Source organism: Singulisphaera acidiphila DSM 18658 (assembly GCF_000242455.2).
Taxonomy (GTDB): Bacteria; Planctomycetota; Planctomycetia; order Isosphaerales; family Isosphaeraceae; genus Singulisphaera; species Singulisphaera acidiphila.
The window spans coordinates 7,651,104-7,667,933 of sequence record NC_019892.1; the positions used below are offsets into that span (position 1 = coordinate 7,651,104).

Here is a 16,830-nt window from a genome sequence, read left to right on the forward strand (position 1 = left end):
TTCCGAATGAAGGGAAAAGAAGGAAAAAAGGCACCCCATGAACTCCACCCAAGGCAAACGTGTCGCCGTCCTCGTCGAGAAGTTTTACGAGGACCTGGAGCTCTGGTATCCGGTCTATCGGCTCCGTGAGGCAGGCTGCAACGTCAGGATCGTCGGCCCCAAAGCCGGCGAAACCTACGCCTCGAAGCATGGCTACCCCGCCAAATCCGACGTCGCCGCCAGCGACGTCAAAGCAAGCGATTTTGACGCGATCATCATCCCCGGAGGTTACTCGCCGGATCACATGAGGCGTCATAAATCCATGATCGACCTGGTGACCCAGGCGGCTCAGCAAGGCAAGGTGCTCGCGGCCATCTGTCACGGTCCCTGGATGCTCTGCTCGGCGAAATGCCTGAAGGGCCGAAAGGTGACCGGCTTCTTTGCCATCCGCGACGACGTCGAAAACGCGGGCGGAGTCTGGGAAGATGCCGCCGTCGTCCGCGACGGTAACCTCGTCACGAGCCGCACCCCCGACGACCTCCCCGCCTTCATGCAAGGGATCCTCGCCGCCCTCAGTGAAGCCAAGCCCGCAACCGCCTGACACGTTCGATCCGCCGACGCCCAAATCGTAACCACCCGAAACGCTGAGGACCTCATCCTCAGCGTTTCTCTTTTCCCCTTCCCCCTGCCTTACCACACCGCCATCCATTTTGGTTGATTCTGCGAGATGTAACGAACAAAAGGGCAACCCGCAAAAAGGGCAACCTGGGGGTTCTTGTGATTTTCTGGGGTCTAGGCCCTTTTCACGTCGATAGATCCCATGCTCTCCAACATCATTCACGGATCCACTGCGGTGGAACTGGGCGAAGGATGTTCTCCCGATTGATCGAAAAGTCTCCGAGCGGCGCCTCGGTAGCCCGGACAGGGATGTCCCGAGCTCGAGGGTTGCTGGACGTCACTTACCAATTCGAGGAGAGATTGCAATGACCTTCAGCGCTTTGCTCGCGCTAGGATGGCTCGGCCTGGCCCCCGCCCCACCGGAGCTCGCGCCGCCCCCCCCTGCTCTCACTCCAGCCGCAGTGGCCGTCCCGGCACCGTCGGACGCGAACGATGCGGTTCCTTCGCCTCCTTCCACGGATTCCGAAGCGGAAGCCAAGGCACCGACCTTTACCTTCACGTTAGGCGGCAAATGTGAAAACATTGCTCCTTCCACCCATGGAGATGCCAAAGGGGATGGAAAGGTCGAGGTCGAGGCAGGCGACAACCAGGTGAAGGCGGTGCTCGGGGCCGCGGCGGGTGCGAACGTGTTTATCGGTGTGGAGTCGACGGCGACCGAGTCGGTCCACCTGGTTCAAGAGTTCGAAATCAGTTGCTCTGACGCTTCGATCAGCCAGGTCTATCTCACCCTGGAGAGCAATCTGCTTGGCTTCGTTCGAAGCAAGCACAAGGCCTCGGCCGGGGTCCGACTGGCCAGCGCGACGATCGCGCCCGTCGGGTGGGCGACAACGCCCTTGGCGGTCAGTTACCCGACCGTTTGCGTCGGAGGTCCCAACGGCTGCAACGGCGGCCCGAAGGGGTATAAGTACGAGACGCCTCTCGAACCGGTCAAATCACCACTGATGCCCCTGGGCCGTTATGTCCTCCACGCCACGTTTGTCGTCAGCGCCTCCGCTGGGGGCTTGCGCGACGCCCACTCCACGGCAATCTTCATGACGGAGAGCGAGGACCTCGACGCCTGGGAGCGAGAGCACGACCCGTTCAAGGGGGATTCTCATGACGACTTCGGTTTCACGTTGACCCTCAAGGCCGATGCACCTCCCGGCTTCCCCGCCGTCACGCACCGGAAGATGCCCAAACGCGTCAGCTCACGACCGCGAGCCCGGCAGACCCACTGAGCCGGGTGTAGGTGCCCCGCTCACCTCAGAATCGAAAACATCAAGCCCACCTTGCACGGGAGACCGGCCGGTCTCCCGTGCAAGGTGGGTTACCATTTCCACTTCATTGGGGAAACAAAACCCTGCAAGATTTCTCCGTCCGCGGCAACAATTCTTTCAATGACGGAGACCAAACCTTCACCCACTCCTGATGCGCCGGCGGACATCCCCGTCGATTGGGGTGCGACACTGGCCGAGCACGATCGTCGACTGCGAATCGCAGTCAGTTCGCGACTCGGAGAGCGGCAGGCGGTGGAGGAAGTGATGCAGGAGGTTGCGCTGGCTGCGGTTGCGCAGCACGCACCTCTCACCGAATCGAGCAAGGTGGGGGCCTGGCTGCGTCAGATCGCAATCCGCCAGTGCTTGCTCTACCGCCGCCGTCGCGGCCGGCAATTCAAGCTCCTGGACCGATTTGTCAGGCGAGGGGGAGGATCGGCCGAAGAGGGAGCCTCGCCCGACCCGCTCCACTGGCTGATCGACATCGAGCGGGATCAGAACGTCCGGGACGCGCTGGCGAGCCTCCCGAGCCGCGACGTGGAGATCCTTCTCCTCAAGTACACCGAGGATTGGAGCTACCGCCAGCTTGCCGAACATCTTGGCATCGCGGAGAGCGCCCTGGAAACTCGCCTTCATCGGGCGCGTCGACGACTTCGTGAGTTACTTGCAAGACGGGATGGGAAAGAGGGGCCGGGATGAGTTTCACCCACGAGAAACAGGTTGACGACCATTGGATTGACCGCCTGGTCGATGGCGAGCTCGAAGAGACCGAGCGGTGCCGCTTGCTCGCCCTCCTCGAAGCCGAACCAGGAGGTTGGAGGCGATGCGCCCTCGCCTTCCTGGAGGCCCAAACCTGGTCTCGCACATTGACCTTGGCCTCGGCCTCCGTGACCGAGACGCTCGACTCCAACTCTCAAGGCCAGGTCACAAATGCTTTGATCCCATTCGACCGGCCGGTGAACCCTCTTCGACCACTCCGAGAACCGGTATCGCGGCGGTTTCCAATCAGAGGAATCCTCGCGGCCGGGATCCTGCTTGCCTTCGCATGCGGCTGGCTGGCGGGCGGAGCCACACAGACCTTCCGACCGACGGCGGCACCGCTTCCGACCGGTGGAGCCACCGAGGTTCTCACGTCTTTGGACGAGCCGAATCGAGACTCCGATCCAGGCCGAGAGTCGGCCGAACCGCCGGCCCCTGATCAGGCCGAACCGCCGCTCAGGCCGCAGCTTGAGGTCCCAACATCGAAGGCCGGGGCTCCTCTCGTCCTCACCGACCCCGTCCGCAGAGAGCTGGAACGGCAGGGCTATCATGTCCGACAACGCAGCGGGCTCGTCTCCATGAAACTGGAGAACGGCCAGAGTTTGGCGGTGCCGGTGGATGAGGTTGAGCTTCGCTACGTAGGCAATCGCATTTACTGAGGCTTCATCAGATTGCTCGGTATTCTCTTTTGATCCAAACAAGGAGACTGTGATGACCGGGTTACGGAATGTCTTCGGTCTGGCAGCGCTCGGCTCGGCTTTGGTCTGGAGCAGCGCGGGCTGGGCCCAGCAGGAGAGCGACAAGCCGTCTCAGGACGAACCCGCCCAACGCGAGACGAACGTGAGTCGCCACGAGAAATCGAATCGTGAGCGGCGAGAGGTGCTCAGAAAGCAGACCGATGAACTCACCAACAGAATGCGCCGCTTGAACCGGGATCCGCTCAGGAGAGGCGTCGAAGTTTCTGGTCCCCCCTTCCACTTCAATTTGCGAGGAGACTGGTATCTCTCCGAGCCCCGCCCCAATGACCTGGGAGCAGGCATCGTACCGGCGGACGAGTCGCTGCGCACCCAACTGGGCCTTACGGGCGGACAGGGCCTCATCGTCAAGTCCGTGGCACATGGCGGCCCCGCCTTCCAGGTTGGGCTGGAAGTCAACGATATCCTCACATCCCTGGCCGACAAGCCGTTGGCAACCCCTGCCGATCTGATCAAGCAACTCAAGGAGGCAGGCGAGAAAGTCGTACCGCTCCAGGTCCTCCGGTCGGGCAAGCCGATGACGATCCAGGTCAAACCGATCTATCACGTGACCTTCGGACCGGTGGAAACCACTCGCCCTCGATACCTGCTCGGCGTTCAAGTGGAATCGCTCGATGACACGCTCCGCGCGCAGCTCAAGCTTCCCGATCAAGAAGGGCTTCTCGTCAATGCCGTCGAACCGGACAGCGCGGCCGAGAAGGCGGGGTTCAAAAAGTACGACATCCTGCTGACCGTCGGCGATCGGCCGCTCAAAGGTTCGGAAGACCTGATCAGCCGAATTCAGAATTCCTCAGGAAAGGCACTGACGTTCAAACTCCTCCGAGGCGGTAAGACGATCACCGTCGAGGTGACGCCTACCATCCAGCCGGACGCCGATGCAGGAAACCATGAGCTCGGCCTCGAACCCAGCGTCCGGGCTGTGCGTCCCTCCGGCATGTTCTTTGATCACAGCCTTCCGATCGCAGAGACATTCAGCTTGACACACCCTTCGGAACTGCAACTCGGCGAGCTCCAAGGTGAGGTCAAGGAGCTGCGGCGGTTAGTCGAAAACCTCCAGAAGGCGTTGCAGGCGAAACCCGATTCGGATCACGCGGAGCGCTAGTTCCCCAGACCGTCGATTGCCGTTTGGGAATCGAAGGACGCCCGCATTCCATGGGAAGTTGCTCAGGTGAAGGGGAAGGGTCGGCCCTTGCGGACCGCGATCGGATCGGCCATCTTGAGGACCGATCTCGTTGCAGCTGCGTGGTCGACCGCCCCCCTTCCCGCCCGACTTCTCGAGGACTTGCCCGATGTCCCGACGCGTCCTCCCGGTCTTGCTCGCCACCATCATTGGCCTGATCGATTCCGCGTCGCCGGCTCAGTCACTGCCGGAGACCCGCCTCTGGAGCAACCGGGGCGACGCCGCTTCGGCGATGGTCGCGGGAATCCATCGCTTCGCCGACCGTGAGCTCGCGGCCAGCGTTCTCCGTCGCCAGACGCACTGGAACCGGGATCTCAGCTCCCCCGAAGCCTATTCGAGGTCGGTCGCCCCGAATCGTGAGCGATTCCTCCAGCGGATCGGCGCAGTCGGGCCTCGGGTCGCCCCCGTCGAGCTTTCCTTCGTCTCCACGCCTGATTCGCCGGCCAAGGTTGCTGAGGATGCGAACGTCTCGATCTATGCCGTGCGCTGGACGGTCTACCCAGGAGTCGAGGCCGAAGGCTTGCTGCTCGAGCCCAAGGGACCGATCAAGGCCAACGTGGTCGCAATGCCCGATTGCGCGATCACGCCCGAGCAGTTCGCCGGGATCGCGCCCGGCTTACCCCGAATGGCTCAGAAGGCGAGAAACTTCGCATCGGATGGCTGCCGGGTCCTCGTCCCGACCCTGATCGATCGCTCGGACGAGTTCTCGGGCAATCCCAAGGTCCGAATGACGAACCTTCCCCACCGAGAATGGATCTATCGCCAGGCCTACGAGACGGGCCGCCACATCATCGGTTACGAGGTGGACGAGGTCCGCGCCGCGGTCGATTGGTTCACAATGCCGGGACACCCTAAACTCCCCGTGGGAGTGGCCGGAGCGGGCGAAGGAGGCCTCATCGCACTCTATGCCGCGGCCGCCGATCCCAGGATCGACGAGGCCTTGGTCGAGAGTTACTTCGAGCCTCGCGAGTCGGTCTGGGCCGAACCCATCTACCGCAACGTCTGGGGACTGCTCGAAGAGTTCGGTGACGCCGAAATCGCCAGCCTGATCGCGCCACGAACCCTGGTCATCGAGAACGCTCCGGCCGATTCCCAAGGAAATCCGCTAGCCCCCGTTGTTCCCGGTCCACCCCCGGCTCGCAACGGCCGGGCCGACGCGGCAAGCGGCCGGATCCGAGAACTGAAACGCGAGGCTGTCGCACGGGAAACAGAGCGGTGGAACGCATTGACTGGCAGCCTGGCCATGAACCAGGCGCGGTCGATCTTCGGTAAGTCCCAGGACTCCTCGAAGGGCGAAGCCTCGGGATCCTTCACGGACGCCCGCCCCCATTTCGACCCGCGTGCCCGGATGAAGCGGCTCGTGAATCAGCTCTCCGAATACACCCAGGCGCTGATTCGGACCTCGGAGCTGCGGCGGTCTGCCTACTGGGAGAAAGCGGACACCTCATCTCCCGAGCGTTACAGCCAGTCGATCGAACCCTATCGCAGGGCGTTCCACGAGGAGCTCATCGGCGCCATCCCCAAGGCCACCGAACCGCTCGAGGCCAGGACGATCCAGCTCTTCGATGAACCCAAGTGGACCGGTTACGCGGTCGAGCTTCCCGTCTGGCCCGACGTGGTCGCCTCGGGGATTCTCCTTCTCCCCAAGGATCTGAAGCCAGGGGAGCGCCGGCCGGTGGTCGTCTGCCAGCACGGCCTTGAAGGGCGTCCCGAAGATGTGGTCGATCCCAAAATCAAAAGCGTCTACAACGCCTTCGGGGCCCAACTCGCCGACCGCGGCTATATCGTCTACGCACCTCAGAACCCGTATATCGGCAAGGAGGAGTTCCGACTCCTCCAACGCAAGCTCAACCCGTTGAAGCAAGCCCTCTTCTCGGTCATCGTCGGGCAGCACGAGCGAACGCTGGAGTGGCTGTCCGCATTGCCACAGGTCGATCCCCAGCGCATTGCCTTCTACGGCCTTTCCTACGGCGGCAAAACCGCGATGCGCGTGCCCGCCATCCTCACACAGTATTGTCTCTCGATTTGCTCGGGCGACTTCAATGAGTGGGTCGTCAAAAACACCAACCTCGACCGCAAATACAGCTACATGTTCACGCTCGAGTACGACATGTACGAATTCGGCCTGGCCGAGCGATTCAATTATGCCGAGATGGCGGCGCTAATCGCTCCGCGTCCGTTCCAGGTGGAACGGGGCCACAAGGACGCGGTGGCACCTGACGAGTGGATCGGCTACGAGTTCGCCAAGGTCAAACGACTCTACGACATGCTCGGCCTGGCCGATCGGGTGGACATCACCTACTTCAATGCTGGCCACCAGGTCGAGGGGAAGGGGACGTTCGCGTTCCTGGCCAAACATCTGAACTGGCCCGACGGACGTTGACTGGCGGGGCTGGAGGTCAACCAATTTTGGGTCCCGGATCAAACGGCAAGGCCGTTTGATCCGGACGCCCGGCGAGATTCAAACGACGATTAGAGGGCTTCCCAGCGTTTGAAGACTCGGTCGAGAGCGGCGACACCTTCCTCAAGCCGGTGGCGGTCTTCTTCGTAGAGGCCTCCCGTCTCGGTAGGCAAGCGTCGCACGGCGGCGGCGACCTGGTCGCGGGCTCCAAGCATCTGGGCATAGAGCCGCTCGAACGTCGCCCGATTGGGTCCGGCACCGACGACGGCGAGCTTCTGCCCGGCCTTGCTGATCCGATCCTCGCACGACTTGAGCACGGCCTGCCAGTGAGCCCGCTCGTGCACATGGACGCGCTGGGGGTACGAGGGGTTCTTGAGGGGGTTAAGGGGTTCCGTCTTGACCAACGGATTGGACACGCCCTCGGACACGGGCTGCGACATGGTCACGGCGTCAGCTCCCAACATCGAACTCGAAAACTCTTCGCAATTTTACTAGAACGCCCAAACTAGCTCAACGAGCGACAATCCTGAGCGTTACGGATCTGGCCATGGTACGGAGAGACGGGGTGACTGGTCAATCGCTCCGCTCGGTGCCCCAGCGAAAGTCACCAGCGCCGCGCCATGCTCACTCCCAAGGGCGTCGTCTATTGGGTGGGACGTAAGGCCAAACAGGACCTCACGCCGGGGGGAGTTCGAGGTTGGAGAGGAGTCCTCGATCGGCGTTCGAGAGATCGGGATCGGCCAAGAGGTGACTCAGACTCCTGACCTCTTCACGCATCATTTTGAGAACGCGACTCTTGGCCATGTAGACTGCGGCGAGGCTCATGCCGGTTCGGTCCGCGACGTCCTGACCAGCCAACCGTTCGTGAACGAGCAGGTGGAAGGCGTTCCAGGTCTTGAGGTCGGTGCGTTGGGAGACTCGGGCGGCTGCTTCCCGGAACAGGTCACGTCGAAGTTCATGCTCGAGACAGCGCGCCAGGTCGTTGCGGGTGTCGACCACGCCCAACCAATCGAGCAGCGCGGGGTCACCGGAGTCGAGCCCGCGCTGACTCAGCACCTTCAGCGCATCGCGCACCGCATAGTTGGTCAGCGTCTTGAGATAGCCCCGAAAACTGCGTGACGGGTCGTAATGAAACGTCGCCATCAATCGCGAGAGCTTGAGCAGGACAGTCTGAGTGACATCGTCAACGTCGGCGTCCTGCAACCGCCAGGCACGACACCAGCGGCGAATGGCGGGGGCATAGCCCCGGACAAGCTCATTCCAGGCCGCCTCGTCGCGCGGACTGTTTCGCAAACGCTCGAGCAGTAGCAGGTTAGTTGACGCGAACTGGGCATCGTCCACAATCCGATCCCCTTATTTGGTAAACGCTTCGGGGTTAAACGCAAAAAACTTCGGTAAGTTTTCCATTTTTCGCGTTAGGTCTTACCCAATCCTACTGACTCACTTATGAATCCGCGACCTGAAGTAGGCCGAACCGAAGGTCAGGTCTGCCGGCCAGCGGTAGGAATACTCGCAACGACCAACCATCATACCACCGGCGATCCTTACGTACATAGGATCTACTCAGATGAATGCATTTTATGTATCCGAGATCAAAAATGCAAGACAAAACCAACTATTCGAGGCCACTCGAATCAGCCTAGGGATCGCATGGAAACTCACGGTTTCGGCTCTTGTTCTCGCAATCATCCTCGGTTGGGTCAAAGGACCGACCCAGTCCGAGAAGCGATCTTGGGAAGCACCACAACCGGTCAAGGTCGAGAAAATCGAGAATCACTATCGAGTCATCACCCAACTTCCCCCGGGACATGAATCGCTCCGAATTGAACTCATTGATCCCCTTGGCCAAAAACACCTCCTACTGACTTATGGAAAAGACGGCATTATAAATTCATCAACTCATTATAAAAAATCAATGCGCATAGGATACGCCATAGTTCGTGGCATCGGAGAGACCGTAAACATCCGTACCCCAGGAGCTGACTACCAAGTCAGGCTTCACGAATCCGGTCACTCCTACGTCACCGTCGAAGCCTTGACCAAGGACCGAACCAGGCTCGGCCACATCCGGGTCTCCCCCAAAGGCGAACAACAGCCAATCAGCGACCCCGCAAATCCGCAATAATCGACTTTCCAGCATCAGCGAAAACCCAAAAGGACCGACGCTCGCTTCAAGCTTCACCATTCCGATGGCCAAGCTGACTCCCGCGCCGACCTGCCGACCGAACCCCAAGTTTCCCGACTTGAGCGAACTCCATATCCACCTCACCTTCAAGATTCGTCGGGGAGCCGACAACTCTCGACTGCGGTCGGCGACAAGAGGGTCGGCCAAGATTGGTGCGACGCCCCAAACGCCTCGGCGGGGGCGTGATCCGAATCCGACTCGACGGTGGCAAAACCTCAGGCAAACACCCTCCATCCTCAACGCGATCGATTGCCCACGGAATCCCAGGCACATCCTCAGCGATGAGCGATTGCATATCATCCAGGGCACTTCGTGCCAGACGGCCTCGTCATGCGGTCTCGCCTGGACCGCAAACGCTCGAGAAGTTGTCGGTTGGCTAACGCGAATCGGAATTCGTCAACAACCGAATCTCCTGATTTGACAAAGGCTTCGAAGCCACCGCGAAGGAAGTTCGGGAAAATCCCGATTCATCGCGTTAGGTTTCGCATCATTCTCCTGACTCTCTTGCGGATCAGCGACCCAGGTTCGGTGGTCGGAACAGGGATCAATAAGGCCAAGCCAAACCCGGTCGCCCGAAAAGGGGCGGCCCAAGGGCGGCCCCTCAACTCCAGAAAAACGAGAGCCTACAAAGTCCAGGCCTGCCAGCCAGGGATCAAGATGCGAGTTGCGTTTGGCCATCATCACGGCAGACCCCCTATCGCTATAGGACCTACGGCAATGAACCCATCCAGCGATTTCGAGATCGTGAGACCAAAACTCGATCATCTCCTCTCTGCGACTGGCATGAGCCTAAAAATCGCCTGGAAACTCACGGTTTCTGTTCTTGCCCTGGCAATCGTCTTGGGCATGCTGGCAGGTCCGACTGTCCAATCCGAGAGTCCATCACAAAAAGCGTCTGATCCGGTCAGGGTCGAGGGAAAAGAGGATTGCTTTCGAGTCATCACACAACTGCCCACGGAGGGAGACACGCTTAAAATCGAATTGGCTGACACACCCAACAAACTTCAAATGCATTTAATTTACGACAAAAATGGAATTAATCATTTTTTTACAGTAAATCACAAACTTATCAATATTGGTTACTTCAAAAAACAAGAAAACGAAGAGGTTGTGAGTATCCGAACTCCGGGTGCCTACTACACCATCGGGCTTCATGACACCGGGGATTCCTACGTTACCGTCAATGCCGCGACCAAGGACAGACCCAAGCTCGGCAAAATCAGGGTCTCCCCCCAAGGCGAGCGACGACCCACCAGCGACGACATCCATGCCCAAAGATAGGCTTCGGGACAACAGGAACACCCCGAAGAATCTATTCCAACGGCAAGAACCATATGACGATCCAAACCTGGCCATCATGCCCCTGTTTCTTGCATCGATCAGACCTCTGTGAGGAGGCCCACCGGCACAGGCGTATCGAATGGCCACAAAGATCCGTCATGCGAACCATCGCTCGCCAAGCTTGGCGATTGCTACACCGGTTGATCTCTCAAGCGAGGATCGTTCGGGAGGACCACATCCCAAAGCAAAGGGGATGGTAGAAATCCGTACTCGACCCCGAACTTCTGGCACTTGCATTGGGGGCAAGCAGACCCCCAATACCCCCGAAGCAAACACATCGAGGAAAACGGCAATCGATCATCTACAAATTCATTTTATTAAAATACCAAAAAATCAAATGCCAACCAAATCAGCTCTTGGCAATTTTATCAATTTTTCTCGGCTGTGCTTAGGAATTGCGTGGAAGCTCACGGCTTTCATGCTCACACTCGCCATCGTCTTGGGATTGACGGCAGGACCGACCGCCCGATCCGATCGGTCATCTTCACAAGAGCCACAGCCGGTCTGGATCGAGCGTACGGAAAATCTCGTTCGAATCTACACCAAAATTCCAACCGAAAAAAACATGCTCAAAGTCGATTTAATCGACCCTCTTGGAAGAAATCACCTCTATTTAGCATACGATTCCAATGGACTTAATCATTGGTTTACGCCCTACGCCGAGGGCCTCCATCTGGGTTATGCGAAACGGCCCGGTGGCGCGGAATCTCTCAACATCCGTACTCCCCGAGTCAACTACAGTGTCGGACTTGAGGACAATGGAGAGTCAGGCGTCATCATCGTGGTTCCTTCCGAAAATCAACGAAGGATCGGTGAGATCTCGGTCTCCCCCGAAGGCAAGCTTCGCCCATCGAGCGGCAATACCGAAGTCCAGCCGTAAAAAAGCCCTCCAGGATCAGCCGCTCCCTGGATCAAAGAGCGAGACGTTCGTTTCAAGCCCCCCATTCCTCAGACGCGAGCCAGCGACCGGACCGATCCTTTGCTACCCATTTTCCAGGTGTGAGAGGATCGTCGATTCGCTACAATCCAGCGAGTACGACTCTCCGCGGAATTGAGACGATCCACTCCGGTTCGCATCCCGTTCGAGGTTCACTTCGCGATGTATCATCTCCGGTCGATCGGACTCGTGGTCTGCTTGGTTTCGATCTCCTCCCAGGCCGCCGAGAAGGTTCCGCTCCCGAAACCGGCTGAAGGCTGGAAGATTGAACTGGCCGCCCAGGCTCCGGACATCCTCTTCCCGACGGCCATCGTCGCCGCAACCGATGGGACCCTCTACATCGGGCAGGACCCGATGGACATGCCAGGGCCTCCGACCCAGCCGATTGACTCGGTCGTCTCCTTCAAGGACGGCAAGGTCCAGGTGTTCGCCGACAAGCTCTGGAGTGTGATGGGCCTCGAATGGGTTCAGAATACGCTCTACGTCGTTCACGCGCCTTACCTCTCGGCCTTCCAGGACACCGACGGAGACGGCAAGGCCGACTCCCGGGTCGACCTCATGACCGGACTGGGGCCCAAACTCCCCGGCTTCAACGGGATCAATGACCACGTCCCCTCCGGAATTCGCCTGGGAATGGACGGATATCTTTATATCGCGGTCGGTGACAAGGGAATTCCCAAGGGAGTCGGCAAGGATGGCACAACGATCCAGCTCTTCGGCGGAGGCGTGATCCGGATCCGACCCGACGGCACGGGGCTCGAGGTCGTTTCGTCCGGCGAGCGTAATCCGTTGTCGGTGGCGCTGAGCGCGACCGACGACATTTTCACCTACGGCAATGACGACGATAGCAAGAAGTGGCCCAACAGTCTGACCCACCACATTGTCGGCGGCCACTACGGCTATCCTTACGAATTTCTCCTGGCTCCGAACCGCGCCTTACCCATTGTGGCCGGGGAAATCGGAGGCTCAGGAGCCCAGGGCCTCTGCTACAACGAGGACGGCCTGCCGGCTTCGTATCGCGGCAACCTGTTCTTCTGCGACTGGGGACTGTCCACCGTTTTCCGATATCAGGTCGAGCGCTCTGGCGGCACATTCCGCTTAAAGGAAAAAAAGCCGTTCGTGACGAAGGGAGACCTGGCCGACTTCCGTCCGTTCTCGCTGGCGGTTTCCGCCGATGGCGCGAGCCTCTGGCTCGTCGACTGGGCGTTCAACAGTTGGCTCGCAGACGGACCTCAGACCGGTCGACTCTATCATCTGACATACGAAGGGGCGGACCGGCCAGAGAAATCCGCCCGACCACAAGGTGACGACCCGGCGACCCGGCTGGCCGCGCTCGATCATCCTGCGCTCTCGGTCCGCCTCGAGTCGCAGCGGAGCTTGGCACGCCTCGGTTCGAGTCAGGTCGATCCCTTGACCGCCCGGCTCAAGCAGAGTGAACCCGGGCTCGGGCGTCTGCACGCGCTCTGGGCCCTCGACGCGATTGATACCCCCGAGGCCCGCGAAGCGATCGGTTCGGTGCTCGCGGACGATCAGGCCGAACTTCGCCTTCAGGCCGCGCGCCATGCCGGGATTCGTCGCGACCGCAAGCTCCTGAGTGGTTTGACCTCTCTGCTCCGCGACCAGAACCCTGCCGTCCGCCGTGAGGCGGCGATCGCCCTCGGGAAACTCGGCGATCCAGGCGCGTCACCTTCGCTGATGGCAGCCCTGGGCGACCCCGACAACGTGGCCGCATGGACCATCCGCCATGCAATCCGGAGGCTCAAGGCCTGGGATGAGGAGGCGCTCGTCCAAGCCCTACTCGACGATCGTCGCCGTGACGATGCTCTCAAGTTGACCGACGAAGCATGGGCCTTGCCCGTAGTCCAGGCCTTGGTGAAAGCGCTGACGGCGACGGAATCGGGCGAAATCCGATCCCGGATTGTCGCCACCATCGGCGGTCTCTATCGCCAGTACGCCCCATGGACGGGCCAATGGTTCGGTACCAACCCACTCGCGGGACAGCTCCCCCTGAAAACCGTCGACTGGGATCGAACCGCGATGGCCAACGTCTTGCGCGGCCTGGGACTCGGTATCGAGGACCGCGATCCGGCCGTTCGCGCCAAAGCGATCGTTGCGCTTCGCACGATCGGGTCCGAGACAGCCCCTTATCTGCGGTCGCGATTGATGAAGGAGACGGATGAGCCCAACCTCAAGGGCCTGATCGAGGCACTCGGACTCCTCGGCGATGTCCACGCATCGACGAACCTGGCCCTCCTCGCCCAGGATCCGAACCGGCCTGAGCCGGTCCGCGCTGCGGCGCTTGATGCCCTGGGAAGGTTGGGAGGGGCGCAGGTACTTCGCGCCCGGCTTTCGTTCGTTTACGACCCGAAAGCGCCGACCTCACTGATCGCCCGCGCCTTGCCGGAACTTGGTCGAGAGGGGGTCCTCCCCGCCAACGACGTGGCCGTGTTCCTCGAGAATCCGACGGCGGAGATTCGCCAGGCGGCATTGCTGGCCTTCAACCCCAAGCGAAAACTCCCCCAGGAAGTTCGCCAGGCCGTGATTGACCGCCTGACCGACAAGGCGCCGGAGGTCCGAAAAACGGCCATCGAGGTCCTGGCCCGCTTGAACATTCGTGAGGCGATTCCTCGAATCCTGGCGGTGTCGAACGAGGATGCGTATCGGGAAGCGGCCACAATCGCGCTGGCGGCGATGCCTGACCCGCAAGCGCTGCCGCTCTACCTCTCCGCCATTCAGGATCGGAACCCTGAACTTCGTCGCGCGGGAGAAACGGCCCTCCTGGCGATCCGCGACCGCGTGGCGGGCGACCTCACCAAGCAACTGCAAGCCGGCAAGCTCAACGGCCCCGCGGCCCTGGCCTTGGAGCGCGTGCTCGCTCGTTTCCAGCCGATCGCCGATTGGCGTGTGATCGGCCCATTCCCACGGACAACCGCGCAGGTCTTCGTCTCCGAAGCGGCGATCGATTTCTCCCGGTCACACACCGGCGCAGAGGGAAGAACGATCACCTGGACTCCTCGAAAAACCGATGCCCTGACGGGACGGGTGACCCTTGACGACTTCAAAGAGGGGGCCGGAGACCGTGGCGGGTTCGGCTACGATACCAATGGATCTCCCAACCTTTGCGCCTTCGCCTACGCCGAAGTGGCGGCGGATCGCGATCGCACGGCCCTCTTACTGGTGGGGTCCAGCGGCCCGATCACGCTGACAATCAACGAGCGAGTCGTCCATAGCGAGAACAGTCAGGCCGGTCGACCTTACTCGCCTGACTCCGACCTCGTCAGAATCGACCTCAAGAAAGGACAAAACCGAATCCTGGTCGTCTCGCGCCAGGGGATCGGCGTCTGGTCATTCAGCGTGCGGATCTCCGACCCGTCATCGATTTCTCTGGCCAGCCGACCCGATCCGAACTCGCCCCAGAAGTTGCAAGCGTTTGCACTTTCCCATGAAGGCGACCCCAAAAAGGGGGAATCGCTCTTCTTCGACGCCAAGGGGATCGGCTGTGTGAAGTGCCACTCCGCAGCCGGCCAAGGGACGGCGAATGCCGGGCCTGACCTGACTGGCCTGGCACTCAAGTATGATAAAGCTGAGATCATCCGCTCAGTGCTCGAGCCGTCGAACCGTCTCGCCACCGGCTATCAACCGGTACTCCTCTCGATGCAAGACGGCAAAGTCCTGACCGGGCTCGTCCGCTCAGAAACCGAAAGCGAGATCGAGTTGGTCGATGTGGAAGCCAAAGTCTCCCGCGTCCCCAAGAACCAGGTTGAGGAACGTCGCATCAGTGACGTCTCGCTGATGCCAAAGGGCTTGGCCGATACCCTCTCTCCCGTCGAGTTCGCCGACCTGATCAGCTACCTCCAAACCCTCAAGACGGCCCCAGCCTCCCCGGCCGGACCTTGATCGCGAATTCGACCCAACGCGAATTGAGGCAACCAGTTTTGTAGCCCGGAAAGGGCGACCGCCAAGGCCAGCACCGGCTCTTGGTGGTCGCCCTTTCGTGGTTTCCAAACTTCGTCATGTGCTCTTTATTTGCTTCCAGGGGGTTTCAATCCTGGCGATGAACGGTCATCTCTACGGGGCTGCAAAATCGACGTGAGGCTCTTCCGCCCCTCACTCAGTCGCCTCCACCGGCCCGCCAGCGCTCGACAAACCGGCGGTAATCGTCGGGGGTGTCGATCCCGACACTCGGCTCATCAACGAACCCGACGGCGATTCGGTGGCCGGCTTCGAGGACGCGGAGTTGCTCGAGCTTCTCGATCCGTTCCAGGGGGGATGGGGGAAGTGTCGCCAGTCTCAGCAAGAAATCACGACGGTAGGCATAGAGACCGAGATGAAGATAGGCCAACGGGTGTGATGAGGCGGAGTCGGGCCGCCCGTCACGATGGTAGGGGATCGGACTGCGCGAGAAGTAGAGGGCCTGACCCGTGGCGGTGCAGACAACCTTGACGCACGAGGGGTCAAGATAATCCTCTTCGGAGCGAATCGGGGTGGCGAGGGTGGCCATCGAGGCCTCGGGATCGTTCTCGAGAAGTGCGATCACGAGGTCGAGCGCCTGGGGAGAAATCTCCGGTTCATCCCCTTGGAGGTTGACGATGATCCCTGCCTCGGGCAACCCTTCGGCCACCTCGGCGACTCGGTCGGTGCCGCTCGGGTGATCGTCGCGGGTCATCGCGCACTCCCCTCCGAAGGCGGCGACGGCCTCAGCGATGGCACGATCGTCGGTTGCAACGATGATCCGGTCAAGGCGGGTTGAACGGCGCGCGGCCTCGACCACGTGCTGAATCAAAGGTCGACCTGTTTCGGATAGAAGGGGTTTGCCGGGCAGTCGGGTTGAAGCGAAGCGGGCCGGAATCACAGCAACAATTTCCATGTTTCGACGAAAACTCCCTCCGGTCTTCTTCCGATACAAGGGGCACTGAAGGACAGTCGCCTTCGATTGAGTGCATCGACAGGAACGTTCACTATAGCCGAGCCCGACTCTCTGGCAACTGGAGGGATCCAATTCGCTCAGGGAGTCGAACCCCATCGGGAAGGATCTCGAAGGGGTGCCCGGCCGGACCCGTGCCGCAAGACGCAGCGCGGCCTGGCATGCCTGAATCGTTGGAGGAATCTCGCCGGACGAATGTTGGACTAAGTTGTCTGACGCTCCCCAGCAGACTGCTCGTCGGAAGAATCAAGGCCATCGCAATTGATCGAATGAGAAGCCCGCGGGCACTCTTGTTGCTGTTGTGTGCGGTCGGTGATTCAACACTCTCGGGGCTCCCGTTCGTTGCTGGTGTCTGACGGGCCTGAATTCATGGCCCCGTTCTGTGCCCTCGAACGGTCCGTCGCCATCAACTATTGCTTGCGCTCTGCCTACTTAGGA

General features: G+C 60.5%; 14 protein-coding genes. 11 read left to right on the forward strand and 3 right to left on the reverse strand.

The features are described from left to right. The first annotated feature begins 37 nt into the window (after positions 1-37). The 7 genes from SINAC_RS29850 (at position 38) to SINAC_RS42040 (ending at position 7,080) form a co-directional block, all read left to right on the forward strand. Positions 38-580 carry a type 1 glutamine amidotransferase domain-containing protein gene (locus tag SINAC_RS29850; RefSeq protein WP_015249285.1) on the forward strand — a complete coding sequence of 181 codons (543 nt, stop codon included), beginning with the start codon at positions 38-40 and terminating at the stop codon, positions 578-580. 382 nt (positions 581-962) lie between these two features. After that, positions 963-1,874, forward strand: coding sequence for a hypothetical protein (locus tag SINAC_RS29855; RefSeq protein WP_015249286.1), 912 nt, complete (start codon positions 963-965; stop codon positions 1,872-1,874). Between the two features lie 159 nt (positions 1,875-2,033). After that, positions 2,034-2,609, forward strand: a complete 576-nt coding sequence (locus SINAC_RS29860; protein ID WP_015249287.1) for an RNA polymerase sigma factor — start codon at positions 2,034-2,036, stop codon at positions 2,607-2,609. Next, a complete protein-coding gene (locus tag SINAC_RS29865; RefSeq protein WP_015249288.1) occupies positions 2,606-3,328 on the forward strand; it encodes a hypothetical protein in 723 nt (240 codons plus the stop codon). Before SINAC_RS29860 ends, SINAC_RS29865 begins: the two co-directional genes overlap by 4 nt. Before the next feature lie 52 nt (positions 3,329-3,380). Then, positions 3,381-4,526: a PDZ domain-containing protein gene (locus SINAC_RS29870; protein ID WP_015249289.1), complete on the forward strand. Its 1,146-nt coding sequence runs from the start codon at positions 3,381-3,383 to the stop codon at positions 4,524-4,526. 187 nt (positions 4,527-4,713) lie between these two features. Further along, on the forward strand, positions 4,714-6,987 hold the full coding sequence (locus SINAC_RS29875) for an alpha/beta hydrolase family protein (protein WP_015249290.1): 2,274 nt from the start codon (positions 4,714-4,716) through the stop codon (positions 6,985-6,987). A 9-nt stretch (positions 6,988-6,996) separates the two neighbouring features. After that, positions 6,997-7,080 carry a hypothetical protein gene (locus SINAC_RS42040; protein WP_390553828.1) on the forward strand — a complete coding sequence of 28 codons (84 nt, stop codon included), beginning with the start codon at positions 6,997-6,999 and terminating at the stop codon, positions 7,078-7,080. Here the strand turns inward: SINAC_RS42040 and SINAC_RS29880 are convergent. Both SINAC_RS29880 and SINAC_RS29885 read right to left on the reverse strand, forming a co-directional pair. Next, positions 7,077-7,469 (reverse strand): hypothetical protein, encoded by a 393-nt coding sequence (locus SINAC_RS29880; RefSeq protein WP_015249291.1) that lies wholly within the window; start codon positions 7,467-7,469, stop codon positions 7,077-7,079. The two genes, SINAC_RS42040 and SINAC_RS29880, sit on opposite strands and share 4 nt — an antisense overlap. 211 nt (positions 7,470-7,680) lie before the next feature. Then, a complete protein-coding gene (locus SINAC_RS29885; protein ID WP_015249292.1) occupies positions 7,681-8,346 on the reverse strand; it encodes an RNA polymerase sigma factor in 666 nt (221 codons plus the stop codon). A 226-nt stretch (positions 8,347-8,572) separates the two neighbouring features. Between SINAC_RS29885 and SINAC_RS39230 the strand changes: the two genes are divergently transcribed. The 4 genes from SINAC_RS39230 to SINAC_RS29915 all read left to right on the forward strand — a co-directional run bounded on the left by SINAC_RS39230 (position 8,573) and on the right by SINAC_RS29915 (position 15,365). After that, on the forward strand, positions 8,573-9,130 hold the full coding sequence (locus SINAC_RS39230) for a hypothetical protein (protein ID WP_015249294.1): 558 nt from the start codon (positions 8,573-8,575) through the stop codon (positions 9,128-9,130). Positions 9,131-9,907: 777 nt separating this feature from the next. Then, positions 9,908-10,471, forward strand: a complete 564-nt coding sequence (locus SINAC_RS29905; RefSeq protein WP_015249295.1) for a hypothetical protein — start codon at positions 9,908-9,910, stop codon at positions 10,469-10,471. A gap of 139 nt (positions 10,472-10,610) precedes the next feature. Further along, complete coding sequence (locus SINAC_RS40270; protein ID WP_015249296.1) at positions 10,611-11,411, forward strand: hypothetical protein; 801 nt, start codon at positions 10,611-10,613, stop codon at positions 11,409-11,411. A gap of 171 nt (positions 11,412-11,582) precedes the next feature. Further along, positions 11,583-15,365: a HEAT repeat domain-containing protein gene (locus tag SINAC_RS29915; protein ID WP_237722796.1), complete on the forward strand. Its 3,783-nt coding sequence runs from the start codon at positions 11,583-11,585 to the stop codon at positions 15,363-15,365. A gap of 214 nt (positions 15,366-15,579) precedes the next feature. On the opposite strand, the gene kdsB is transcribed toward SINAC_RS29915, so the two are convergent. Further along, positions 15,580-16,335, reverse strand: coding sequence for a 3-deoxy-manno-octulosonate cytidylyltransferase (kdsB, locus tag SINAC_RS29920; RefSeq protein ID WP_020466987.1), 756 nt, complete (start codon positions 16,333-16,335; stop codon positions 15,580-15,582). Between the last annotated feature and the right edge of the window lie 495 nt (positions 16,336-16,830).